The sequence below is a fragment of the Ruegeria sp. BH8 genome (genome assembly GCF_056538065.1).
The window spans coordinates 547387-570964 of the sequence record NZ_JBQFSP010000001.1 but is presented as its reverse complement, the minus strand read 5'-3'; the positions used below and the strand labels follow the sequence as shown (position 1 = coordinate 570964).

Annotated in this window: 26 protein-coding genes; 14 read left to right on the top strand and 12 right to left on the bottom strand. The window is 58.4% G+C overall.

Annotation, left to right across the window (positions count from 1 at the left end):
- The first annotated feature begins 9 nt into the window (after positions 1 to 9).
- The 3 genes from ACR0AD_RS02815 to ACR0AD_RS02805 all read left to right on the top strand — a co-directional run bounded on the left by ACR0AD_RS02815 (position 10) and on the right by ACR0AD_RS02805 (position 2534).
- Positions 10 to 528: a hypothetical protein gene (locus tag ACR0AD_RS02815; RefSeq protein WP_480485883.1), complete on the top strand. Its 519-nt coding sequence runs from the start codon at positions 10 to 12 to the stop codon at positions 526 to 528.
- A 2-nt stretch (positions 529 to 530) separates the two neighbouring features.
- Positions 531 to 1943 (top strand): 3'-5' exonuclease, encoded by a 1413-nt coding sequence (locus ACR0AD_RS02810; RefSeq protein WP_480485885.1) that lies wholly within the window; start codon positions 531 to 533, stop codon positions 1941 to 1943.
- 90 nt (positions 1944 to 2033) lie between these two features.
- Positions 2034 to 2534, top strand: coding sequence for a flavin reductase family protein (locus ACR0AD_RS02805; protein WP_480485887.1), 501 nt, complete (start codon positions 2034 to 2036; stop codon positions 2532 to 2534).
- Here the strand turns inward: ACR0AD_RS02805 and ACR0AD_RS02800 are convergent.
- Genes ACR0AD_RS02800 through ACR0AD_RS02790 form a run of 3 tightly spaced genes read right to left on the bottom strand, consistent with a single transcriptional unit; the run spans position 2531 to position 4763 of the window.
- Positions 2531 to 3010, bottom strand: a complete 480-nt coding sequence (locus tag ACR0AD_RS02800) for a DUF6505 family protein (protein ID WP_480485889.1) — start codon at positions 3008 to 3010, stop codon at positions 2531 to 2533. The genes ACR0AD_RS02805 and ACR0AD_RS02800 overlap by 4 nt on opposite strands.
- Entirely contained in the window at positions 3007 to 3705 is a 699-nt protein-coding gene (locus ACR0AD_RS02795) for a biotin/lipoate--protein ligase family protein (protein ID WP_480485891.1), read from the bottom strand. The genes ACR0AD_RS02800 and ACR0AD_RS02795 overlap by 4 nt, the downstream gene beginning before the upstream one ends.
- Positions 3702 to 4763 carry an Mrp/NBP35 family ATP-binding protein gene (locus ACR0AD_RS02790; RefSeq protein ID WP_480485893.1) on the bottom strand — a complete coding sequence of 354 codons (1062 nt, stop codon included), beginning with the start codon at positions 4761 to 4763 and terminating at the stop codon, positions 3702 to 3704. The genes ACR0AD_RS02795 and ACR0AD_RS02790 overlap by 4 nt, the downstream gene beginning before the upstream one ends.
- A gap of 132 nt (positions 4764 to 4895) precedes the next feature.
- Between ACR0AD_RS02790 and ACR0AD_RS02785 the strand changes: the two genes are divergently transcribed.
- Entirely contained in the window at positions 4896 to 5624 is a 729-nt protein-coding gene (locus ACR0AD_RS02785) for a hypothetical protein (protein WP_480485895.1), read from the top strand.
- Here the strand turns inward: ACR0AD_RS02785 and ACR0AD_RS02780 are convergent.
- The gene (locus ACR0AD_RS02780) at positions 5618 to 7570 is read right to left on the bottom strand and encodes a 4Fe-4S binding protein (RefSeq protein WP_480485896.1); all 1953 of its coding nucleotides are present in this window, start codon (positions 7568 to 7570) and stop codon (positions 5618 to 5620) included. The genes ACR0AD_RS02785 and ACR0AD_RS02780 overlap by 7 nt on opposite strands.
- 289 nt (positions 7571 to 7859) lie before the next feature.
- Here ACR0AD_RS02780 and ACR0AD_RS02775 point away from each other — a divergent pair, with 289 nt between their 5' ends.
- The 10 genes from ACR0AD_RS02775 to ACR0AD_RS02730 all read left to right on the top strand — a co-directional run bounded on the left by ACR0AD_RS02775 (position 7860) and on the right by ACR0AD_RS02730 (position 17011).
- Positions 7860 to 8414: a DUF3305 domain-containing protein gene (locus tag ACR0AD_RS02775; RefSeq protein ID WP_267365561.1), complete on the top strand. Its 555-nt coding sequence runs from the start codon at positions 7860 to 7862 to the stop codon at positions 8412 to 8414.
- Positions 8411 to 8986 carry a DUF3306 domain-containing protein gene (locus ACR0AD_RS02770; RefSeq protein ID WP_480485898.1) on the top strand — a complete coding sequence of 192 codons (576 nt, stop codon included), beginning with the start codon at positions 8411 to 8413 and terminating at the stop codon, positions 8984 to 8986. The genes ACR0AD_RS02775 and ACR0AD_RS02770 overlap by 4 nt, the downstream gene beginning before the upstream one ends.
- Positions 8987 to 8990: 4 nt before the next feature.
- Entirely contained in the window at positions 8991 to 9602 is a 612-nt protein-coding gene (locus ACR0AD_RS02765) for a TorD/DmsD family molecular chaperone (RefSeq protein ID WP_480485900.1), read from the top strand.
- A gap of 61 nt (positions 9603 to 9663) precedes the next feature.
- Positions 9664 to 9852 carry a ubiquinol-cytochrome c reductase iron-sulfur subunit N-terminal domain-containing protein gene (locus ACR0AD_RS02760; RefSeq protein ID WP_209504175.1) on the top strand — a complete coding sequence of 63 codons (189 nt, stop codon included), beginning with the start codon at positions 9664 to 9666 and terminating at the stop codon, positions 9850 to 9852.
- Between the two features lie 105 nt (positions 9853 to 9957).
- Positions 9958 to 12852 carry a formate dehydrogenase subunit alpha gene (locus tag ACR0AD_RS02755; RefSeq protein WP_267365565.1) on the top strand — a complete coding sequence of 965 codons (2895 nt, stop codon included), beginning with the start codon at positions 9958 to 9960 and terminating at the stop codon, positions 12850 to 12852.
- Positions 12853 to 12864: 12 nt separating this feature from the next.
- The gene (gene fdh3B / locus ACR0AD_RS02750) at positions 12865 to 13458 is read left to right on the top strand and encodes a formate dehydrogenase FDH3 subunit beta (protein WP_209504177.1); all 594 of its coding nucleotides are present in this window, start codon (positions 12865 to 12867) and stop codon (positions 13456 to 13458) included.
- Positions 13459 to 13533: 75 nt separating this feature from the next.
- Complete coding sequence (locus tag ACR0AD_RS02745; RefSeq protein ID WP_480481324.1) at positions 13534 to 14736, top strand: formate dehydrogenase subunit gamma; 1203 nt, start codon at positions 13534 to 13536, stop codon at positions 14734 to 14736.
- Positions 14737 to 15999 carry a c-type cytochrome gene (locus ACR0AD_RS02740; RefSeq protein ID WP_480485902.1) on the top strand — a complete coding sequence of 421 codons (1263 nt, stop codon included), beginning with the start codon at positions 14737 to 14739 and terminating at the stop codon, positions 15997 to 15999.
- A gap of 13 nt (positions 16000 to 16012) precedes the next feature.
- Complete coding sequence (locus tag ACR0AD_RS02735; RefSeq protein WP_480485904.1) at positions 16013 to 16138, top strand: hypothetical protein; 126 nt, start codon at positions 16013 to 16015, stop codon at positions 16136 to 16138.
- The gene (locus ACR0AD_RS02730; protein ID WP_480485906.1) at positions 16139 to 17011 is read left to right on the top strand and encodes a substrate-binding domain-containing protein; all 873 of its coding nucleotides are present in this window, start codon (positions 16139 to 16141) and stop codon (positions 17009 to 17011) included. It begins immediately after the preceding gene.
- A 64-nt stretch (positions 17012 to 17075) separates the two neighbouring features.
- Here ACR0AD_RS02730 and ACR0AD_RS02725 read toward each other — a convergent pair whose 3' ends face one another.
- The 8 genes from ACR0AD_RS02725 to ACR0AD_RS02690 all read right to left on the bottom strand — a co-directional run bounded on the left by ACR0AD_RS02725 (position 17076) and on the right by ACR0AD_RS02690 (position 23549).
- Entirely contained in the window at positions 17076 to 17891 is an 816-nt protein-coding gene (locus tag ACR0AD_RS02725; RefSeq protein WP_480485908.1) for an ABC transporter substrate-binding protein, read from the bottom strand.
- Between the two features lie 20 nt (positions 17892 to 17911).
- Positions 17912 to 18646, bottom strand: a complete 735-nt coding sequence (locus ACR0AD_RS02720) for an ATP-binding cassette domain-containing protein (protein WP_480485910.1) — start codon at positions 18644 to 18646, stop codon at positions 17912 to 17914.
- A complete protein-coding gene (locus tag ACR0AD_RS02715; protein WP_480485912.1) occupies positions 18639 to 19352 on the bottom strand; it encodes an ABC transporter permease in 714 nt (237 codons plus the stop codon). Before ACR0AD_RS02715 ends, ACR0AD_RS02720 begins: the two co-directional genes overlap by 8 nt.
- A gap of 159 nt (positions 19353 to 19511) precedes the next feature.
- Complete coding sequence (locus ACR0AD_RS02710; RefSeq protein ID WP_480476654.1) at positions 19512 to 20501, bottom strand: ABC transporter substrate-binding protein; 990 nt, start codon at positions 20499 to 20501, stop codon at positions 19512 to 19514.
- Between the two features lie 61 nt (positions 20502 to 20562).
- The gene (locus tag ACR0AD_RS02705) at positions 20563 to 21408 is read right to left on the bottom strand and encodes an ABC transporter permease (RefSeq protein WP_480485914.1); all 846 of its coding nucleotides are present in this window, start codon (positions 21406 to 21408) and stop codon (positions 20563 to 20565) included.
- Positions 21405 to 22322, bottom strand: a complete 918-nt coding sequence (locus tag ACR0AD_RS02700; protein ID WP_209595945.1) for an ABC transporter permease — start codon at positions 22320 to 22322, stop codon at positions 21405 to 21407. The genes ACR0AD_RS02705 and ACR0AD_RS02700 overlap by 4 nt, the downstream gene beginning before the upstream one ends.
- Entirely contained in the window at positions 22319 to 22762 is a 444-nt protein-coding gene (locus tag ACR0AD_RS02695) for an N-acetyltransferase family protein (protein WP_480485916.1), read from the bottom strand. The genes ACR0AD_RS02700 and ACR0AD_RS02695 overlap by 4 nt, the downstream gene beginning before the upstream one ends.
- On the bottom strand, positions 22752 to 23549 hold the full coding sequence (locus tag ACR0AD_RS02690) for an ABC transporter ATP-binding protein (RefSeq protein ID WP_209595940.1): 798 nt from the start codon (positions 23547 to 23549) through the stop codon (positions 22752 to 22754). The genes ACR0AD_RS02695 and ACR0AD_RS02690 overlap by 11 nt, the downstream gene beginning before the upstream one ends.
- Positions 23550 to 23578 lie beyond the last annotated feature (29 nt).

The window sequence follows — 23578 nt, the reverse complement described above, 5'->3', positions numbered from 1 at the left end:
AGTGACACGATGTTTCTGGAATTGATCGGCACTGTTTTTGCGGGCTTCGCTTTTGCGGGTATCGTTCTTGTGCTGAACAAGCTGACCGGAGGGCGGTTGCCGAAATGGGTTACTCCGGTCGCGGCGGGTTTGGGGATGATCGCTGTGACCATCTCCAGCGAGTATTCCTGGTATGAGCGTACGCGCGAACAGCTTCCCAAGGAGATGGCAATCGTGCAAGAGGTTGAAAGCCGCGCCCTCTACCGCCCGTGGACCTACGCCATGCCCTTCGTCGACCGCTTTGCCGCCATCGATACCGTGTCGGTGCGCACAAACGAAAACGTGCCCGACCAGCGGCTTGTCGATCTTTACTTCTTCGGCCGCTGGGCCCCGGTTTCAAAACTGCCCGTAGCCGTAAACTGTGCCGAGAATCGTCGCGCCAACCTTGCGGACGGTGCTGAGTTTTCCGATGACGGGCGTCTGCTGAATGCAGACTGGATATCTGCCGGGCCTGCCGACCCCATCATCGACGCCACCTGCGGGGTTTGACCATGCTCACAGGGTTAAGCCTCAGGCTCAGGATATTTCTGTTTTTCTGTCTGCTCGCGCTCGGCGGGATATCAATCAGTTCCGCCGCCCTGTGGATCACCTATGCCCGGGCAGCGCAACCTGACCTGTTTGATGACTTCATCTTTGCCGAGGTTCTGATCGGGTTTGGATTACTGGCTTTGATCGCCGGTATCTGGCTGTTGTTTGACGACAATGTCGCCAAACCGATCGAACGGCTTTCAGCACAACTGCGGGCCCGCGCTCATGCCGGTGTCAGCACCGATCTGGACATGCAAGCCGCGCGATACCTGGGCGATCTGGCCCCAGCAGCGGCTGGCCTGGCCGAGCAACTTGCCGCAAATGCCATGCACACAGCCGAGGCGGTGGCCGCCGAAACCGCTCATCTGGCGGCGGAAAAACAGCGCCTTACTGCCCTTCTGACCGAAATCCCGGTCGCCATGTTGCTGGCCAGTCCGAAACACCAGATCGTTTTGTATGATGGTCAGGCAGCCGAGGTGCTGGCCCAGATCGCGCATCCCCGCCTGAACGCCTCGCTCTTCGAATACATCGAATCGACGGGGCTGACGGACGCGTATGGAAAGTTGTGCAAATCAGGTAAGGATGTTTTCTGCACCCTGACCAGCGTGGACGGCCGACAAACCTATTCGGCCCGAATGAAGCCACTGGGGGACGCACCCGGTTACATGCTGGTGTTCGAAGACAGCGTTGCCCGTATGTCGCCAGATGAGGCACGCCCACTGGTCTATGATTTCGAGTTGCTGGACACGCCGGGTGACGGTGCGTTCGAAAACCGCTCTTTGGTGGATTTGTGTTTTGTGGTCTTTGACACGGAAACAACCGGTTTGCTGCCGCACAAGGATGAGATCGTTCAAATCGGCGCGGTCCGCGTTGTGAAAGGCAAGATCGTTGCGGGCGAGCATCTGGACATGCTTGTTGATCCGGGCATTCCGATCCCTGCTGCCTCGACCCGCGTGCACAAGATCAGTGATCGCATGGTTCAGGGCGCGCCGGATATCGTCAAAGCCGGGCGTGTGTTTCACCAATTCTCACGCGATGCGGTGATTGTAGCCCATAACGCCCCGTTCGACATGGCGTTCCTGCGCCGCCATGCCAAGCGTATGGAAGTCGAATGGGATCATCCGATACTCGACACTGTGCTGCTGTCGGCTGTTTTGTTCGGCGCAAGCGATACACATACACTGGACGCAGTGTGCGAACGGCTGGACATCACTATCCCCGAGGCGCTGCGCCATACGGCATTGGGCGACGCGGTGGCAACGGCCGAGGCGCTGGTCAAGATGCTGCCCATTCTGCAGGCGCGCGGGCTGAACACCTTTGGCGAAGTTATCGTCCAGACCCGCAAACACGGACGTCTTCTGGAAGACCTGAATTAACACCGAAATTTGCAAACGCCGTTCAGCTTTTCGTGGACAATCCGGGCCACGCATGGCACCTGATGCGCGGCCAAGGAACACGCGCGCGATATGACGGAAAAGATTTTCACACCGACCCCGGATCAAAGCCACGCCTTTCGTGAGGCGCTGGGATGTTTCGGAACAGGCGTCACCGTGATCACTGCGCAAACCGAAGACGGCCCACGTGCAATCACCGTAAACTCGTTCGCGTCAGTGTCCCTGAATCCGCCGCTGGTGTTGTGGTGCCTGGCCAGAGAGTCAAACCGCTTCGACACTTTCAGCACCTGCACGCATTACTCGATCCATGTGATGGCTCAGGATCAACAGGACCAGGCGCTTAGATTTGCCCGCGACGGTGTGGATTTCACCCATGCCGAGTGGACGACGGACGAGGCTGATCGCCCGCAGCTGGCCAATTGTCTGGCACGGTTTGACTGCCGGTTGCATGCCCGGCACGAGGCTGGAGATCATCTGATCATTGTGGGTCATGTGGATCAGGTCATGTACCGCACCGGCAAGGGTCTGATCTTCAAGCGCGGTCAGTTCGGCGGGTTTGTCGACCCTTTCTAGTCGTCCAGCGACCCATGCACCGCCAGAACCTCTAGCTGTGCGTCTTGCGGAGTGATCACACGAAAGGCTTCGTGCACTCCTGTCTCAGACAATTCTCTGGCGACGGTCAGCAGCGTGTTGGCCGCATGGTCTTCACACAGCTCTGACATGTGATCGATTTCGTTCTGTGCCACGCTCAATGCCGCTTCGACCGAGGGCGCTCCGTAATACTGCACGAAATGTTCTGCCAGATTGCGGGTGATCTGATCCCTTTCAGCCGCTTCGATCTGGGTTACCGCCACAAATGTCACCCGGCCAAAGGTTTCCAACCCCAGCCAGCCATTCGCAAAAGCCTGACGCGCCTTACCTTCCAGATCCGCGCCGCTCCAGTTCGAAAACTCGAACCCGCCCGAAACGCACCATTCGCCCGTACGTGCCGGAGAATGGAACACGTTCATGTCGCTTTCATCGAAATGGATCGCGCGGGCCAGTTTCATCGTCCGTTCTCCAATAGTTCCGTCAGCGGGCGCAGGCGGGTGTTGACCCCGTCGCGGATCAGCATTCCAAACCTCTCATCCGTGCCAAGGAATACACCGCCATCAACCAGTGGCTCACCTACGCCACGCAGCAGGCCCATCCATTCGGCATGCAGGGGCGCGTTGCCATCCTCCTGCCAGCGGTTGAGCCAGGTCAGCATATGGCGTGACCAGCTTTCGACCAGTTGCGTGGCCGAAACCTCGGCACAACCTTCATCATAAAGGGCTGTGACATCCGGCGTTTCGCCGGGCGCGGTGCTGGTTTGCATCAATGCGAGCTCCCAGCCGACAATCAGCCAATCCGGTTCTTCTTCCGCGTTTTCCCCGGAGGCCGAAACGCGGAACACACCGCATTTCGCACCATTCACACAAATCAGACCATCCCACCCCAGATGCACCGCCACTTCGGGTGGGGCCAGAGCGCCCAGCGCATTCTGAAACCCAACGGCACAAAGCGGCAGCATCGCCATCGCGTCCCGAAGCGGCACCTCGGGCGCGAAAACGATCGCGACACGCAGGTAATCGGCCTGAATGTTATAAACAACCGCCCCCGCATCGCAGCCCAAAGCCGCCATAGCCTGGGCGCGTTCAAACGGGTCTTCCCCACCCTGAACCGGGTGACCCGTCAACAAAGGGGGAAAGACCGGTTGGCTCATGCGGTGCCTTTGGCGATCATGTCGCGGGCGATCTTGCGGAAAGCCTCGGCCTGAGGGCTGTCTGGTTTGCTGACCACAATAGGCGCACCCCCGTCTGCGGCGATACGAATGTCCAGATGCAACGGGATTTCACCCAGCAGCGGCACGCCCATCGCCTCGGCCTCGGACTTGACACCACCATGACCAAAGACGTGTTCTTCATGCCCACAGTTCGAACAGATATGCGTGGACATGTTTTCGATCATCCCAACGATAGGCGTCTTGAGCTGATTGAACATGTCGATTCCCTTGCGGGCATCAATCAGCGCCACGTCCTGCGGCGTCGAGACGACAATAGCGCCGTCCACCTTGAATTTCTGGCTCAGCGTCAGTTGCACGTCGCCGGTACCGGGCGGCAGGTCGACGATCAGCACGTCCAGGGCACCCCATTGCACCTGGCTCATCATCTGTTGCAGCGCCCCCATCAGCATCGGCCCGCGCCAGACAACGGCCTGCCCTTCATTGGTCATCAACCCCATCGACATCATGGTGACGCCGTGGTTGCGCAGAGGCAGGATGGTCTTGCCATCGGGGCTGGCCGGACGGCCCGAGACACCCAACATCCGAGGCTGCGACGGCCCGTAAACATCCGCGTCCAGCAAACCCACGCGCCGCCCTTCTGCGGCCAGCGCACAGGCCAGATTGGCCGACACGGTGGATTTGCCCACACCCCCTTTGCCAGAAGCAACCGCAATGATCCGGTCGACACCGGGAACGGCCTGCGGTCCAGTTTGCGAGGGCTTGGGTTTCGGCTTCAGGTCCGGCGGCGCCTTATCGGAATGCGCAGTCATCAGGGCCGAAACATTTACGACGCCCTCAACCATCTGTGCGGCCTTTTCAGCTGTTGCGCGCACAGGTTCCATCTTTTCGGCATGCTTCGGGTCGATCTCAAGGACAAAGCGAACCGTATCGCCCTCGACATTCAGCGCACGCACGATGCCCGCACTGACAATGTCCTGACCTGAAACCGGATCGGTGATCTTTTTCAGGTTCGCCAGAACCGCGTCACGAACACTCACGCTGTTCTCTCCTTGGTATGCCCCGCCGACAGGGGCGTGCGTGTCGACATGTATTGGTCGCCGCTCATTGCATGTGTCTCCGTCTCTTTCTGTTCATTTGACGCGTAACAGCCTTCATAGTTAGGCTAAACCATGCGCCTTGTCTTGTTGTGCCTGAGCCTGACGCTCACCGCCACCCCCTCCTTGTCGCAGGAGGCGATTGGCCTTGCGGCCCCGGCAGAGGTTAACGACTCCGGTCTGTTGCAACATATCCTTCCTCGCTTCTCTCTCAAGACCGGGATACGCGTTGTCGCAGATGATGCCGGTGCCATGGTGCTGGTAACCGAACCACCCGGCGATCCTGTCTTTGCCCGTGGTGGCGTGGTTTATCACCTGCGGATCGAAGGCGATGATCGTCAAATCCGGTTTCGCGACTGGCTGCAATCAGAGATCGGCAAGCGCACTGTCGAAAGCTTTCCTCCTGTGGTGGGTGAACCGTTCAGCGCCAGCTTTGATCCCAAGGTCACCCAGTCGGACGATACCCTGGACGGCAACACCGTGTTGGGCGAAGAACTGTCGATGACCCATTGTGGTCGATGTCATGTGATTGGCCCCCGCAATCGGATGAACGGGCTTGGCTCGACCCCCTCTTTCGCCGTCCTGCGCGCGATGCCGGATTGGTCGGAACGGTTCGAAGCGTTCTTTGCCCTCAATCCCCACCCCGCATTCACGCAGATCGACGGGTTGACACCGCCCTTTGATCCCGAGCGCCCATCCCCAATTCACCCGGTCAAGATGACGTTGGACGATCTTGAAGCCATCCTGGCGTTTGTTTCGCGCATAGACGCCGCTGATCTGGGCGCGCCGCTAAAGCTTCAGTGATCCTTTCTATCCGAATAGTAATCCTCGGTGGTAACGACCCGAGGCTTGGGTTTTGACTGGAACGGATTGTCCTGCTGCTGGAAATGAGCATTCACCCGGCAATTGTCGCACATCTGGATCATCCGTGCCTGATCCGACGTGGCAAACATCGGGTGCGTGCCCGAAAGCTTTTCCATGATCCGTTCAACGGTTGATTTCACCCCGAACAAAGCCCCGCATTCGATGCAGGCAAACGGTTCCTCCTCGTTCAGGACCTGCTGAGACAGGGCAGCATCGCTCAGATCCAGTTGCGGCACCAAGGTGATCGCGTCTTCGGGGCAGATCGTCTTGCACATTCCGCATTGCAGGCACGCATCCTGCTGAAAGTTCAACTGGGGCTTGTCAGGGTTATCCATCAAAGCCCCGGACGGGCACAGCGACACGCAACTTAGACAGAGCGTGCAACTGTCTGTATTCACAGCAACGGCACCGTAAGGCGCACCTTCAGGCAATGGCAGCGGGGCTTTGGCCTGCGGGTTCAGGGCCTGTGCTGCCAGCCGCGCGATTTGTCGGCGGTTGCCAAGTGGCAAGACCGGATTTGCCAACGGTTCGGGGACATTTTGCGCATACAGCAAGTCTGCCATCGCATCAGGGTCCACCTCCTCGATCAGCCCGATCGCATCCGAACTGGTTATGGCACGTGCCAGTTCAATTTCGCGATCCAGCGCATCCCGTTCGGTCTTCGGGGCCAGCAACACATCCACACGCGCAAATCCATGTGCCAGCGCGGCCAGCATTTCCGAATGGCCGAACCCGGATATCACTTTCAATTCCAGCGGGATAACATCCGCAGGCAATCCCCGGCCGAACCTTGCTGTAAGCCTTATCATTTCGGCACCGTAGGCGTCGTGCACAAGCAACCGGGGTGCGATTCCGCCTGCCCTTCGGTACGTGCGTTCCAGAATATGCATCCGTGACAGCAAGGCCGAAACAGGTGGATCTTCATAGGTTATCGCCGATGACGGGCAGACCGCCGCGCATTCGCCACACCCGGCGCAGACCATCGGATCAATCGCCACATGCTCGCCCGAGGGTGTGATTGCACCGGTTGGGCAGATATCCAGACAGTTTGAGCATCCGACCTGTTCCGCCCGCGAATGGGCGCAAAGTGTTTCCTCCAGTCGCAAGTACAGAGGTTTTTCGAATGTTCCGACCAGTTGGGCGGCGTCAAAAGCCAGACGTTCTACAGAAACCGCATTCTTGGGATCAGCCCGCAAATACCCTTCGCGCTTGGCCGGAGCCTGCACAAAGGGCGTGCCCCCCGTCAGGTCAACAATGATATCGCAGGCCGATTGCGCCCCATCTCTTGGTTCCGTCCAATTGAAAGCACCTCTGCCTGCGGGAACCACTTGCTGCACATTGTCCAGACGCAAGGAAAACCCACCCAGAGCACCCGAAACAGACCGCAATTGTCCCCGAATGACATCGAAGGCCCGAGAGTCTGGCTCAGCCTGATCCGTGACCAGAACGGTTACCGCCAGTGTTCGGGCCAACCTTTCCGCCAGTCCAAAGGCAACGGTACCAGGACCAATGATAAAACACGTGCCTTCGCTGATAACATCAACGCTGGGCGTCACCGGTTGCGGCAGGAACGCTTCGGCAGCTAAGGCAGCCATTTTGGCCGTCGCATCCGCGCCCTGATCGGACCAACCGGCGCGATCCCGCAGGTCGACAAAGCCGGGAATTTCGACATTCATATCTTCGGCAAGCGACCGGAACACCTCTTGTTCCTGCAGACAGGCGATGACGGTATCGCCCTCTTGCATCAAGGATGCAGCAGATTGCAGTTCTTTTGTGCAAAGCGCGGTATGCACCTTTGAACAGGTAATCCCGCAGGCGCTTTCGATCCTGTCCGGATCCAGCGCCTGAGTTCCCGCGCAATCGCAGAGCAAAAGTTTCGTGCCCATGTCCCCTCCCTCGGGAAGCAGTCCCGATCCTTTGCACTTTAGGCTGCATTCCCGCCTTTGCACTTTAGGCTGCATTCCCGATGAAGCAACTTCAACCCTGCGAAGTGCACAGCGCGCCCGGCAGAGTTTCGCGGCAAAATCCCATAAAACAAAAGCCTTCTCAGGCTTTGATCACGAAGACGCTACCGGGAATACGACCAAAGTATTAAAGCGCAGGCTTGGCACGTGGCTATTTTGTGTACCATAGTGGACATGGAAAGGCAGGGGAGAGCCTTTCGGGGAGGATCCAGTGGCCAAGGCCGCAAGCCAGATCGACATGCCGGTTGGCGTCATTGTGCGCAAAACACCCGGGGTCACACGTTGGGCCCGCTGGAACTGGCGCGCGGTCGCCGTGTTGCCCGGTGCAGGGCCAGCCGATTGGCAGGAACTGCGCCGCGAAGGCGAGGCGGTCGAATACCACGCTGCCACCCTTCCCCTGACCCTCTGGGCGGACGAGACTGAAGCCTACCTGGTCAACCTGTCGGACGGGCAACCCTCGATCTATCTTGTACTGCGGAATGAGCTGAAGGGCGACACGCCCCTGAATGCAGTTCTGATCACCGCTTCTCCGTTCCAGGGGCAGGATTACGCGGACACCGGCGAAGAGATTGTCGAGAAAATCCCAATGACCGAAGGGTTGATCGCCTGGGTACGGGATTTCACCCTGAAACATCACCAGCACGAAGTGTTCGTCAAGCGCCGTCGCGACAGAAAGCGAACCGATTTGGTGGAGGATGGTAAGGGCGACGCGCGTATCCGGCAGGCATCGGATGTATTTCGCGCACCAAGACGGGTGCTGCAATGACAGAGCGGCGTGATTTCTGGTCGCGCCGAAAGGCAGCCGTTCAGGCCGAAGCTGAAGCCGAGGCGCTGGTCCTTGAAGAACAGGTGATCGCAGCCCATCACGCCGAACTTGAAGAAAAGAGTGACGCCGAGATTTTGGCCGAATTCAACCTTCCCAATCCCGATACCCTCGGACCCGGCGATGATGTTTCCGGCTTTATGTCCAAGGCAGTGCCTGATCGCCTGCGGCGCCGCGCCCTGCGGCGGTTGTGGCGGTTGAACCCTGTTCTGGCCAATGTCGACGGGCTGGTTGATTACGGCGAGGACTACACCGATGCGGCCTGCGTGATCGAAAACATCCAAACCGCCTATCAGGTTGGAAAAGGCATGCTGGCGCATGTCGAAGCACTGGCCGCCGACGCGCAAGAATCGGAAGTAGACGAAATCGAAGCTGAGACGCTCACAGAACCAGAGGTCGTGTCAGTTGACCCCGACCCTGCCCCAGATCCGGTTTCAGTGGTTCAGGTAGAAGAGCCCGAAGAACTCGAACGTCTCCCGTCGCCACGTCGAATGACATTTGAATTTGAAGGATGACCAAATGACCGCAAGTGACGCGCACACTCTGGATGTTTCAGCCGAGGATCGCCTGCGCGCGGATTTCTATAACTTTCTGGGTCTGTTACTGGCAGGTCCTCCGGACCAGATGTTGCTGAACCAAATGGCTGGTCTGGTCGGAGATGACACGGATCTTGGCAAGGCCATTCAATCCATGGCGCGGGTTGCCAAGGTGACCAAGCCATCCGCTGCCGAACGGGAATTCAATGCGTTGTTCATCGGATTGGGCCGGGGTGAGTTGCTGCCTTATGCCAGCTTCTACCTGACGGGCTTTTTGAACGAGAAACCCTTGGCTCAGCTGCGCAATGACATGGCGGTTCGCGGGATCACACGTGCCCAGAACGTGTTCGAGCCCGAAGATAACATCGCTTCATTGATGGAGATGATGGCCGGAATGATCGTCGGGCGTTTTGGCAGCCCGGCATCCCTGGATGACCAAAAGGCATTCTGGAGCAAGCATATCGGCCCGTGGGCCACGCATTTCTATTCGGATTTGGAAGCAGCCGAGAACTCGGTTCTTTATGCATCCGTCGGCACTGCCGGTCGGGTGTTCATGGAGATCGAGCGCGAAGCGTTCCGGATGACGACAGCGTGAACCGCTGTCATTCGCCAGCGCCCAAACGGGCGTTACACTGCAATTGGGAAAGGAGGTTCCCATGAGCAAGACCAAGGAAGAAGGCGCCACCCGCCGTGACTTCCTCAAACTGGCCGGAACCGCAGCACCTGCTGCCGTCGCCGCCGCCAGCCTGACCGGGAAGGCCGAAGCCGCCGCGCTGCCGACCGACGAAACCCGCATTCAGGATACTGCGCATACACGCGCCTACATCGAGAGCACCCGGTTCTAGGACCGGACGCTTTCACACCCGGCAGACGGTTGCGATTGGCCCTGACGTCGGTTTCAGCAGTACCAAGCCAGCCGTGGCTGACACGGCGCGCAAGGGAGGAAAGACATGCTTAGGAAAAAGACCAACGGGGTTGCGAGACGCCCCCAGCGGACAAGTATCCTGTCCCAGGTCGGCGAGAAAACCGTCGATCGCCGCGCATTCCTGCGTGGCTCGGGCCTGACGATCGGCGGCCTTGCCGCGATCAGTGCCACGGGTGGAACCGTGACGCCAGCCAGTGCCCAGACAGCGGCCAATCAGGCCGTCGAAAACATCAAATCCGTATGCACCCACTGTTCGGTCGGCTGTACCGTCGTTGCCGAAGTACAGAACGGTGTCTGGGTCGGGCAGGAACCCGGCTGGGACAGCCCGTTCAATCTGGGTGCACACTGTGCCAAGGGGGCTTCGGTTCGCGAGCACGCCCACGGCGAGCGCCGCCTGAAATATCCGATGAAAAAGGAAGGCGGCGAGTGGAAGCGCATCAGCTGGGAAGAGGCGATCAACGAGATCGGCGATGGCATGATGTCGATCCGCGAAGAATCCGGGCCCGACAGCGTGTATTGGCTGGGCTCTGCAAAGCACAATAACGAACAGGCCTATCTGTTCCGCAAATTCGCCGCCTACTGGGGCACGAACAACGTGGACCATCAGGCCCGTATCTGCCACTCGACCACGGTTGCGGGTGTTGCGAATACATGGGGCTACGGCGCCATGACCAATTCGTATAACGACATCCACAACTCGCGCGCCATCTTCATCATCGGCGGCAACCCGGCCGAGGCGCACCCTGTCTCTCTGCTGCACGTTCTGCGCGCGAAAGAGCAGAACAACGCACCGCTGATCGTCTGCGACCCGCGATTTACGCGCACCGCGGCCCATGCGGATGAATATGTCCGTTTCCGCCCGGGCACAGACGTTGCTCTGATCTGGGGCATCCTGTGGCACATCTTCGACAACGGTTGGGAGGATAAAGAATTCATCCGCACCCGTGTCTGGGGCATGGACCAGATTCAGGATGAGGTGGCCAAATGGACGCCTGAAGAAACAGAACGCGTCACCGGCGTGCCTGGCTCGCAACTGAAACGTGTTGCCCGAACCATGGCCAACAACCGCCCCGGCACGGTCATCTGGTGCATGGGCGGCACACAGCACACCAACGGCAACAACAACACCCGCGCCTATTGCGTGCTTCAGCTTGCGCTGGGCAACATGGGTACCTCGGGTGGCGGTACCAATATCTTCCGCGGCCACGACAACGTGCAGGGCGCGACAGACCTTGGTGTTTTGTCCCACACCCTGCCCGGCTATTACGGCCTGTCTGCGGGCGCATGGGGCCACTGGAGCCGCGTCTGGGGTGAAGACCTGGATTGGCTGAAGGGCCAGTTCGCCACGATCAAGGGCAAAGACGGCAAGGACAAACCGCTGATGAATGAAAGCGGTATCCCGGTATCCCGCTGGATCGACGGTGTTCTGGAAGACCCTGCGAACATGGATCAGGACAACAATGTCCGTGCCATGGTTCTGTGGGGTCACGCGCCGAACTCGCAAACGCGGGGTCCGGAAATGAAAACGGCAATGGAAAAGCTGGACATGCTGGTCGTGATCGACCCGTATCCCACTGTCTCGGCCGTTCTGCATGACCGCACCGATGGCGTCTACCTTTTGCCTGCCTGTACGCAGTTCGAAACCCGTGGCTCGGTCACCGCGTCAAACCGCTCGTTGCAGTGGCGTGACAAGGTCGTTGATCCGCTGTTCGAAAGCCTGCCGGACGAGGTCATCATGGCCAAGTTCGCCAACAAGTTCGGCTGGGCGGATCGCCTGTTCCGCAATATCGAGATGGAAGACCCCGAGACCCCGAATGTTGAAAGCATCACGCGTGAATTCAACTCGGGCCTCTGGACCATCGGATATACCGGGCAGTCGCCAGAACGCTTGAAAAGCCATATGGCCAACCAGCACACGTTCGACCGAACCACGCTGCAAGCCATTGGTGGACCAAACGACGGCGAATATTATGGTCTGCCCTGGCCGTGCTGGGGAACCGCTGAGATGGGTCATACGGGGACTCCGAACCTCTATGACATGTCCAAACCGGTGGCCGAAGGCGGCTTGACCTTCCGCGCCAGGTTCGGAGTGGAACGCGATGGCGACAACCTGCTGGCCGAAGGGGTCTATAGCGTTGGATCAGAAATTCAGGACGGATACCCTGAATTCACGATGCAGATGCTGATGGACCTTGGCTGGGACGGCGACCTGACGGCTGAAGAACGCGCTGCAATCGATGCCGTTGCAGGCCCCGAGACCAACTGGAAAACCGACCTTTCAGGTGGTATCCAGCGGGTGGCGATCAAGCATGGCTGTGCGCCCTTCGGGAACGCCAAGGCCCGCGCGGTCGTCTGGACCTTCCCGGATCCGATCCCACTGCATCGCGAGCCGCTTTATACGAACCGGCGTGATCTGGTGGTGGACTATCCAACCTACGAAGACCGGCACGCCTATCGCCTGCCCACCCTTTATGCTTCGATCCAAAAGAACGACTTTTCAAAGGATTACCCGATAATCCTGACGTCAGGTCGTCTGGTTGAATATGAAGGCGGCGGCGAGGAAAGCCGGTCTAACCCATGGCTTGCTGAACTTCAGCAGGACATGTTCGTCGAGATCAATCCGCGCGATGCCAACAACCTTGGCATTCGGGACGGGCAACAGGTCTGGGTCGAAGGTCCGGAAGGCGGTAAGGTCAAGGTGATGGCGATGCTGACCAATCGGGTCGGTGCCGGTGTCGCCTTCATGCCTTTCCACTTTGGCGGCCATTTCCAGGGCGAGGACTTGCGGCACAAATACCCCGCCGGTGCTGACCCCTATGTTCTGGGCGAAAGTTCCAACACCGCCCAGACTTATGGCTATGATTCAGTGACCCAGATGCAGGAGACCAAGTGTACTCTCTGCAAGATCTCGGCAGCGTAAGGAGGACGATTAATGGCTAGAGCAAAGTTTCTCTGCGACGCTGAACGCTGCATCGAATGCAACGCCTGCGTAACCGCGTGCAAGAACGAGCATGAGGTACCCTGGGGTATCAACCGCCGCAGGGTGGTGACGATCAATGACGGCAATCCGGGCGAACGCTCGATCTCGGTGGCCTGTATGCATTGTTCGGATGCGCCCTGCATGGCGGTGTGCCCGGTCGACTGCTTCTATCAGAACGAAGAAGGTGTTGTCCTGCACTCCAAGGACCTGTGCATCGGTTGCGGTTATTGCTTTTACGCATGCCCGTTTGGCGCGCCGCAATACCCGCAGGCAGGCAATTTCGGTTCACGCGGCAAGATGGACAAATGCACCTTCTGCGCCGGTGGTCCCGAAGAAAACCACTCGACCGCAGAGTTCGCCAAATACGGTCGCAACCGGATCGCCGAGGGCAAACTGCCCATCTGCGCCGAAATGTGCTCCACCAAGGCCCTGCTTGCCGGTGACGGCGACGTGGTGTCGGCTGTTTACCGCGAACGCGTCGTGGCGCGCGGTTTCGGCTCGGGCGCCTGGGGCTGGGGTACTGCTTACGACCAGAAAGACGGCTAAGCCGCTGTCTGCACAAAGCAATGGACAACCCGCTCGGCGCGGGTTGTCCGATCTTGGAATTTGACCGAGGTTCAGATGCTCCGCTTTCTCATCGCTTTTCTGTTCACCCTTGGACTGACCTTTTCGGCAGCCGCCCAAACGACCGATGACAGCAACGCCACGCCTGAAAGGGCGGGAACCGGCGGAGCGACGACCCTCGAAGACATTCTCGCCCGGCAACGTGGTGAGCAGGTGGATAACGGATATCGCTCCGGCAATACCGGCCAGAGCAATGTCGAGGGTCTGATGGGTCAGCTTGGCACCCGTGGTGTCGCGTCGGACAGTGATGTATATCGTGCGTTGCGCTATGGCTCGGCCAATGTGACCGTATCGTCAAACGGCCCCGCTGCAAGCGTGTTGATACAGGATGGCGGCATGTGGTGGCTGAACTTCCGCAGCGGACCGCTGCGCGAATATGGCACTTACATCATCGCCGGGATGCTGGGCATCATTCTGCTGTTCTTCCTGATCCGTGGGAAAATCCGCATCGATGGAGAGAAAACGGGCCGCACGGTTACCCGCTTCAACGGGATTGAACGTTTCGGTCATTGGCTGTTTGCAGGATCGTTCCTAATCCTCGGCATTACTGGTTTGCTCACGCTCTATGGCCGCGACTTCCTGATTCCGATCTTCGGCAAGGAAGGTTTCGCTACCATCGCACTGGGCTGTAAGTGGCTGCATAACAATCTGGCCTGGGCCTTTATGCTGGGTCTGATCATCGTCACGGTGAACTGGATTGCTCATAACATTCCCAACCGGACCGACCTGAAATGGCTCGCCGCCGGAGGGGGGCTGTTCACCAAGGGCAACCACCCGCCCGCCCGGAAATTCAATGCGGGGCAAAAGATCATTTTCTGGGCCTGCATCCTTCTGGGCGTGTCGATCAGCCTGTCCGGCTTGTCACTGCTGTTCCCGTTCGAGATGCCCCTGTTCGCCAAAACCTTCTCGGTCGCAAACGCCACGGGCATTCCGCAGGCGCTGGGTCTGACCTTGCCGGTGCAGATGTCACCGCAGGAAGAGATGCAATTCGCCCAAGTCTGGCATGTCATGATTGCCTATGTGTTCATCGCGATCATCGTCGCTCATATCTATCTCGGCTCGGTCGGGATGGAGGGCGCGTTTGACGCCATGGGAACCGGAGAGGTCGAGGAACAATGGGCGCGCGAGCATCACTCACTCTGGCTGGAAGAGGTGCAGAAAAAAGAGGCTGACACAGCAGCCGCCTCACCCGCTGAATAGATGCGTGGGCTGGTTCTGGCGCTGGTGCTGGTGCCCCTGCCCGCCGTGGCAGAATTCTTCACGCTGAAAGGGCATGGCGGCCCCATCATGGGCATCGCCGCCGCGCCTGACGGTCGCATCGCAACAGCCAGTTTCGACAACTCTGTGGGCCTTTGGACCGGGCAAACACCAGAATGGTACGAAGGGCACGAAGCCGCCGTGAACACAGTCGCGTTCAACGGCTCCGCTTTCTATTCTGCCGGAGACGACTTCACCCTGCGCAAATGGCCCGGCGGTGAAGTCATTGGCCGACACAAGGGCAAGATTGTCAGCCTTGCGGCTTCAGAAACCGTAATTGCGACCGCCAGCTGGGATGGAACAATCGGCCTGTGGCCTATCGATGGCACAGAACCCGCGCGGCTTGGACCGACCGGCAGTGGCGTGAATGCGGTCGCATTCTCACCTGACGGCACACAGCTATTTTCGGCGGGCGTCGACGGCGCTTTGCGGCTATGGGATGTATCCAGCAGGCAGGAAAAAAGGCGTCTGGTCGAGCACGGGTTCGGCATCAATGAACTGGCCCTGAATGCACAGGATAACTGGATCGCCTATGGTGCGGTTGACGGTGTTACGCGTATCCTTGACCTTGCCACCGGGGAAGAGCGCGATTTCACTCTGGACCGCCGCCCGATCCTTGCCCTTGCGCTCAGCCCGGATCGGAAACTTTTGGCCGTAGGCGATGGCGAAGGGTATATTATGGTCATCGACACCGTCGATTGGCGCATTGCACAGGATTTTCGCGCCACGTTGCGCGGTCCGGTCTGGGCTTTGGCATTTTCCAAAGACGGTAAAAACATCCATGCGGGCGGACTTGACGAGGCGATGTACAGCTGGCCTGTGGACGCTCTGTCCGACCAACACCAGATGGCCTCGGCAGAACCGAGTTTCCTGAAAAATCCTGATGAGATGGACAACGGGGAACGCCAGTTTGCGCGCAAATGTTCGATCTGTCACAGCCTGTCCTCCGATAACGCGCGACGTGCAGGCCCAACCCTGCACGGTGTATTTGGACGTCAGGCCGGCACGGTTCGTGGATATTTGTACTCGGATACATTGCAAGGCTCTGATATCATTTGGAATGACGAGACAATAAATGCCCTTTTCGACGAGGGGCCAGACCACTACATTCCGGGGTCGAAAATGCCGATGCAGCGAATTGCCAAAGCACAGGATCGCCAGGATCTTATTGCTTTTTTGCGTCGCGCAACAACTGACCGGAACTGAACCGGAGGAGCCCATGAAAGCCTTTCTTGCCGCCGTCGCCGCGATGGTCGTTATTGCAGGCGCAGCCCCGCTTGTGCTGGAACAGATCGGGTTCAGCACCGCTGACACTACGTCCGGCATCGCCGTGCGCCTCGACTGAATGGCGCAATATCTGACCACCCGTGAACTGGCCGATCTGCTGCGCATTGGCGAGCGGAAGGCCTATGACCTTGCCTCGTCAGGCGAGGTGCCGTGTGTGCGCGCCATGGGCAAGCTGTTGTTTCCGCGGGCCGAGATCATTGCCTGGCTCAACGCGTCGCGATCCGGCCCTCAAGTCGCAGAACCGCCCCTGCCCCCGATCATAGCAGGCAGCCACGATCCCTTGCTGGACTGGGCGCTGCGTGAAAGTGGGTCGGGGCTGGCCACCTATTACGACGGTTCTTTTGATGGCCTGATCAGGCTCAGTGAACGAAGCGCACAGGCCGCTGTGTTACACATCCACGAAAATGGCGGATTCAACAAGGAATCCCTGCAAGACACTTTGGGCGAAGCCCCGGTGATCCTATATGAAGTCGCCCGACGTGAGCGTGGATTGCTTCTTGCCCCGGGCATATCCGACATCAATTCTTTTGACGACCTCAAGTCACGCACCGTCATACTGCGTCAGGACAGTGCGGCAAGCCAGCGCCTGTTTGACGCCCAACTGGACGCCCACGGCCTGCGCCGGGATGATCTGGACATTCGACCCGGCTGCGCACGTACAGAAGAAGAACTTGCGATCGCCCTGCATGACCGGAAGGCCGAGACCGGTTTTGGGCTTGGCGCCCTAGCCGGTCTCTACAACTTAGGTTTTGTCCCCACTCATTCCGAGCGGCTGGATCTTGCCATCTGGCGTCGGGCCTTTTTCGATCCGCCGATACAGAAACTGCTAACCCTGTTGCGCTCGGGTCAGTTCGCCCAGCGGGCGCGCGAGTTCGGCGGCTATGACCTGTCTGGTCTTGGCACGATCCACCACAATGGGGCCAGCGGGTGAAAATCCACCCGCGCCTTCATCTTTTCAAAAATACTCGCCCCGCAGGGGCTGGCCGCAGGCCAGCTTATTGCGCATTGGGGAAAAACACCTGCTGACCGTCCAGCTGGAAAGAGGCGATCGTCTGCTGCCCGTCGAGCCCGGTCAACCAGTCGATGAAACGCTGACCAGCGGCCGCCCGTACATGCGGATGCTTTTCAGGATTCACGAGGATCACACCATATTGGTTGAATAGACGCGGGTCGCCTTCGACCAGGATCTCAAGATTGCCTCTGTTACCAAAGGACAGCCACGTCGCCCTATCTGTCAGAGTGTACGCGTCCATGCCGCTGGCTACGTTCAGCGTCGCCCCCATACCTGAACCGGTTTCCCGATACCAACTGCCGGACGCGCCGGTTGGGTCAAGCCCCGCAGCCGACCAATGCCGCAGCTCGGCCTTGTGCGTTCCACTGTCATCACCGCGCGACGCAAACGGGGCTTCAGCCTTTGCAATCGCTGTAAGAGCGCTCAGAATGTCGGCACCACCGCGAATTCCAGCGGGATCTGCCTTGGGGCCCACCAATACAAAATCGTTATACATCAGGTCCTTCCGCTCCACGCCATATCCATCAGCGACGAATTTCTCTTCGGCGGATTTGGCGTGAACCAGCAGGACGTCTCCGTCACCATTGACGGCATTGCGGATTGCCTGACCGGTTCCTACGGCCACAACGCGCACGTCAATGCCCGACTCGGCCTCGAACCACGGCAGAATATAGTCCAACAGCCCCGAATTCTGGGTGGATGTCGTAGACTGCACGACAATGAACGGTGTCTCTGCCAAGGCCGCATTTGCCGACAGACCAAAGGCTATCACCGCTGCCCGAAGTATTGCGCGGAACATCATTTTCTCCGTTTTATATTTTAGGTAACCAATCCACCCGCGAGGTAGCGACGCGATGCTTCGCTTTCGGGGGTATCCAAAACCTGTTTTGCGGGGCCGTGTTCAACCACATGACCGCCCTGCATCATGACCACATCCGACGCCAAACGACGGGCCTGGCCAATATCATGTGTGACCATCACGATCCGTACACCCCGCGCCGACGCGCGCAGAACCATACGTTCGATCATCTGTGTCGCGCCGGGATCAAGGGCGCTGGTCGGTTCGTCCAGAAACAGTGTTTCCGGCTCCAGCGCCAAGGCACGCAAAATGGCCAGCCTCTGGGCCTCGCCCCCCGAGAGCGACCGGGCAGATTGCCAGGCCTTCCCCTCCAGCCCGCCTTCGGCCAGCAACTCGATGATACGTGCCTTTCTCGCCGCTCGCCCCATGCCCTGACGCTTGAGGACAAAGCCCAGGTTTGCGGCAACAGACCGTCGCAACAGAACCGGTCTCTGAAATACCATGGCTTGGCGCGCTTTCTGCGCAGCGCCCAGAGGGTTTCCATCCTGCACCACCCGCCCGCGATCCGGCGAAATCAGGCCGTGCAAGCACCGCAGCAACAGACTTTTGCCCGCACCGTTAGGGCCAAGAAGCAACGTCGGCCCTGGACCATCCAGAATCAATGAAGGAACATCCAGCAAAACCTTGCCGTTGCTGCGAATTTGCACATTTTCAACCGTCAGACAGTTCGACATGTCACAGATCACGTCACGCATGGCGCAACCCCTCCTGTTCGGCCCGCAAACTGACCGCGCTGACCATCGCGTTTACGGCAATTGCAATCCCGATCAGGATCGCCCCCAGCGCCAGTGCCAGCGACAGATTTCCCTTCGACGTTTCAAGCGCAATGGTTGTGGTCATCACGCGGGTCACATGATTGATGTTTCCGCCAACGATGATAACCGCGCCCACCTCGGCAATGGCGCGTCCGAAACCGGCAAGCAGGGCCGTGACAAGTGCCAGTCGCGCATCCCACAACAAAACCGGAACCGAGGCCAGCCGTGACACGCCCAAGGACCGCAGCTGTTCAGAATATTCCTCAGCCAACATTTCAACAACCTGTCGCGTCAGAGCCGCGACAATGGGAGTGACCAACACCACCTGCGCGATGATCATGGCGGTCGGAGTGTACAAAAGCTCAAGCACCCCCAAGGGGCCCGAACGGGACAGCATCAGATAGACCAGCAGGCCCACGACAACCGGTGGAAACCCCATCAGTGCATTCATCAGGACGATCAGCATCCGGCGACCGGGGAACCGGGCGACGGCCAACGCAGCCCCCACGGGCATTCCGATCAGAGCAGAAACCAGCACCGCAAATACGGACACTTTCAGAGACAACAGCACAATTGCCCACAGCTCAGAATCTCCCCCAAGGATCAAGGCAATCGCAGCGCTGAATTCTGATGAAAATTCCTGCATTTTATTCCCTATAGTCGACCCTTCGTATAAAAACGCGTAAGTTTACAGGGAAATACTACTTTATATCGGTGCCAAGTACAGACACAATTCCGACACCACGAATGCGAAACGCGGCCCCGATTGGGACCGCGCTTTTGACCTTCAAACTAACGGTTAGCGTCAGTTCAGAGCAGCGTCCGTAATCTGGTGCGTCCAGGCCCCTTCAGGTGTCTTGGTGATCACCGGGTCAGAACCTCCGGCCAGCAGGGTACCAACGGTGCGATCAAAATCCGCCGGGTCCAGCGCGCCGTTCGAACCTGCGGTCAACTTGGCGATCTCACCCATCATGCGTTTCTGATGTTCTTCCGTCTGCGCACCCGTTGCATCGTTCTCCAGCACGATATCCGCCGCTTCGTCGGGGTTCTCTTCGGCGTATTTCCAACCTTTCATCGAGGCTCGAACAAACCGCTGCATCTTGTCGGTGAAGGCCGCATCGCTGAGATTTTCTTCCAGAACGTAAAGACCATCTTCCAGCGTCGCGACACCCTGGTCTTCGTATTTGAAGGTTACCAGTTCATCCGGGCTGACACCGGCATCGATGACCTGCCAGTATTCATTGTAGGTCATGGTGCTGATGCAATCCGCCTGACGTTGCAGCAGCGGATCGACGTTGAAGCCCTGTTTCAGAACTTCCACACCGTTGTCGCCTTTCCCATCAGTGCTGATGCCCAACTGGCTCATCCAGCTCATGAACGGGAACTCATTGCCAAAGAACCAGACACCCAGAGTGCGGTTCTTCAGGTCCTCAGGCGACGAAATACCGGCATCTTTCCAGCAGGTCAGCATCATGCCCGAGCTTTTGAACGGCTGGGCGATGTTCACCAACGGCAACCCTTTTTCACGTGCGGCCAGAGCGGCAGGCATCCATTCAACGGTCACATCAGCACCGCCGCCCGCAATCACCTGTGTCGGAGCGATGTCAGGCCCACCGGGCAGAATGGTAACGTCCAGCCCTTCTTCCTCGTAAAAGCCCTTGTCCTTGGCAACGTAGTAGCCCGCGAATTGTGCTTGCGTGACCCATTTCAGTTGCAGTGTCACTTCATCCGCCGCCAGCGCCGTACTGGCTGCCAGACCAAAGGCGGCAACCGCCCCGCTGAATAGCTTGTTCATCTTCATTTCTCCTAGTTGCTTGTTGCGCCCCGATTTTCAGGGTCTGTTGATTTTCTTCGTCTTATCCGCGTTGTGAGGGGTGCCAGAACGTCACCACTTTTTCGATTCCCGCCACCAGGCCATAAAAGGCCGTACCCGCGATAGCGGCAACAACGATTTCGGCCCAGACCATGTCCAACGACAATTGACCGACGCTGGTGGAAATCCGAAATCCCATACCGAGCGTTGGCGATCCGAAGAATTCCGCCACGATGGCGCCAATCAAAGCCAAAGTTGTCGAAATCTTCAACCCGTTGAAAATGAAAGGCATCGCCGCAGGCAGCCGCAGCTTCAGAAAGCTCTGCCAATAGCTTGCAGCATAGGTTTCCATCAAGTCACGCTGCATTGCGGTGGCCTCGCGCAGACCGGCCACGGTATTGACCAGCATCGGAAAGAACACCATCACAACGACCACCGCCGCTTTGGAATGCCAATCAAACCCGAACCACATGACCAGAATGGGTGCCGTTCCCACAATGGGCAAAGCCGCGACGAAATTTCCCACTGGCAATAGCCCCAAACGCAGGAAATCCCACCGATCGACGGCAATCGCCAAAAGGAAGGCCGATCCACAGCCGATGACATATCCGCTGAGCGCTCCTTTCAGGATCGTCTGAACAAAGTCGGCCCAAAGAATGTCAAGGCTACCTGCAAATCGCACTGCTATGGCAGACGGTGCCGGCAGAATGACCAGCGGCACTTCAAGCCCACGGACCACCAGCTCCCAGGCTCCAACAATGGTCAGACCAAAAATCACCGGTGCCAGAAAGCGTACCATCTGGCTGTCGGCTTGCGGGCCACTGGCCAATCGGCTGTTCAACCACCAGCCGAAAGCCCACAGCAGCAAAGCAAAGACAACCAACATCATTGCGCCATCCCCATCCGCTTCAGAACCGACCGTTCAATCAATCCCAGCAAACCGACCAGGCAGGCAGCCAGAATGGCCGCAGCAAACAGCGCTGACCATATCTGCACGGTTTGACCATAGTAACTGCCTGCCAGCAACCGAGCACCCAATCCTGCGACAGCGCCTGTCGGCAGCTCACCCACGATTGCGCCGACTAACGACGCCGCAATACCGATCTTCAACGAGGTGAACAGGTATGGCATCGACGCGGGCAGGCGCAGTTTCCAGAACCCCTGCGATTGGCTGGCATTATAAGTCCGCAACAGGTCAAGTTGCATCGCGTCAGGGCTGCGCAATCCTTTGACCATGCCGACGACAACCGGGAAAAAGCTCAGATACGCTGATATGATCGCCTTGGGAATGATCCCCTGAACCCCGACCGAGTAAAGGACCACGATAATCATCGGTGCCAAGGCGATAATCGGGATCGTCTGGCTCACGATAGCCCATGGCATGACCGACAAATCCATCACGCGGCTATGCACGATCCCAACGGCCAACAAGACACCCAGCCCGGTCCCGATGACAAAGCCCAGCATCGTGGCGCTGAGTGTCACCCATCCATGAAAGACCAGCGATCTTTTCGAGTTGATTTTCTTCAGGACGGTTGTATCCCACAGTTCAATCGCCACCTGATGAGGGGATGGCAAACGGGGCTTGCCCTGCTCCCAAGCAGCTGGAATTGCGAACGAATTATCCAGAACCAGACCGAATTCTCCCAGATCCCGACGCGCGCTTGCGGTGGGTGGCTGAACCTCGGCACCGCCACGTTCAAGTTCGGTCAAAACCCCTTTGATGTTCATCGGAACGCAAGCGACATACCAGAACAGAACGATCACGGCGACGACGGTGAAAACGGCAATGATCTGCTTCATGCATGCCACTCCATTCGATAGACGGGCACTGTATCCGGCGGTACGGGTGGTTCTTCGGCAGTTACCTCGAACCCTTCACGGCGGTAAAACCTCTGCGCCGCCTGATTGGGTTTGTGTGTTGTCAGCCAAAGATGGGTCCGACCCTGCTTCGCCTTGGCAACGAAACGCTTGCCAATTCCCTGCCCCGTCCGGCTGCAATACAACGCACCGATTTTACACTGCGCCGGATCTATGGACATGTAGCAATCAACCGGATCACCCGCGACCCAGATCTCGCGACTGTCGAACGCTTCGTGGATCAGGGTCGCCAATTCCTCCACCGGCAATTCATCAGGCATCCAGGCCGTCTGCCAGGCCCAGTTGTAAATCACGCGGGCACAAGCCGGCACGTCACTTACCACGGCCCGTCTGATGGTTTCTGCCCCCGGATCAGTCGTCATAAGAATGCCCCGCCCGCAACCCGTCGCGAACACGATGGGCCACTTCGATGAATTCCGGAGTGTCACGAATGTCCAACGGCCGTTCCTTTGGCAGAGGGCTGTCGATCACATCCGTAATCCGCCCCGGCCGCGGGCTCATCACGACAATTTTGGTGCTCAGATATACGGCTTCGGGAATCGAATGCGTTACGAAGCCGATGGTCTTTTCTGTTCTGGCCCAAAGCGCCAGAAGCTGCTCGTTCAAGTGGTCCCGCACAATCTCATCCAAAGCGCCGAACGGCTCATCCATCAACAAGATATCAGCATCAAAGGCCAAAGCCCGGGCGATGCTGGCGCGCTGCTGCATCCCACCGGATAACTGCCAGGGAAACTTTCCTCCAAATCCTTCAAGATCAACCAGTTCCAGGACTTTTCTCACCCTTTCCTCCTGCTCGGATGCGGAATAGCCCATGATCTCAAGCGGCAACTTGATGTTCTTTGCTATGGTGCGCCAGGGATAAAGGCCCGCTGCCTGAAAGACATACCCATAGGCCCTGTTCCGCCGTGCTTCGTCCGCTGTCATTCCGTTGACAGTCAGCGACCCGCCGGTCGGTGTCTCCAAGGCCGCAATACAGCGCAGGAAAGTGGTTTTCCCACAGCCCGAGGGGCCAATGAAACTAACAAATTCACCCTTGTCGATCGTCAGGTTCACGTCTTTCAACGCGTGAACAGGCCCGTCATTGGTTTGAAAGGTGAGGTCAAGCTGCCTTGCTTCGATGACGTGCTGGGTCGTGCTTTCAGTGGTCATTCTACTGCCTTGAAAAGAGTGGTGCCGGG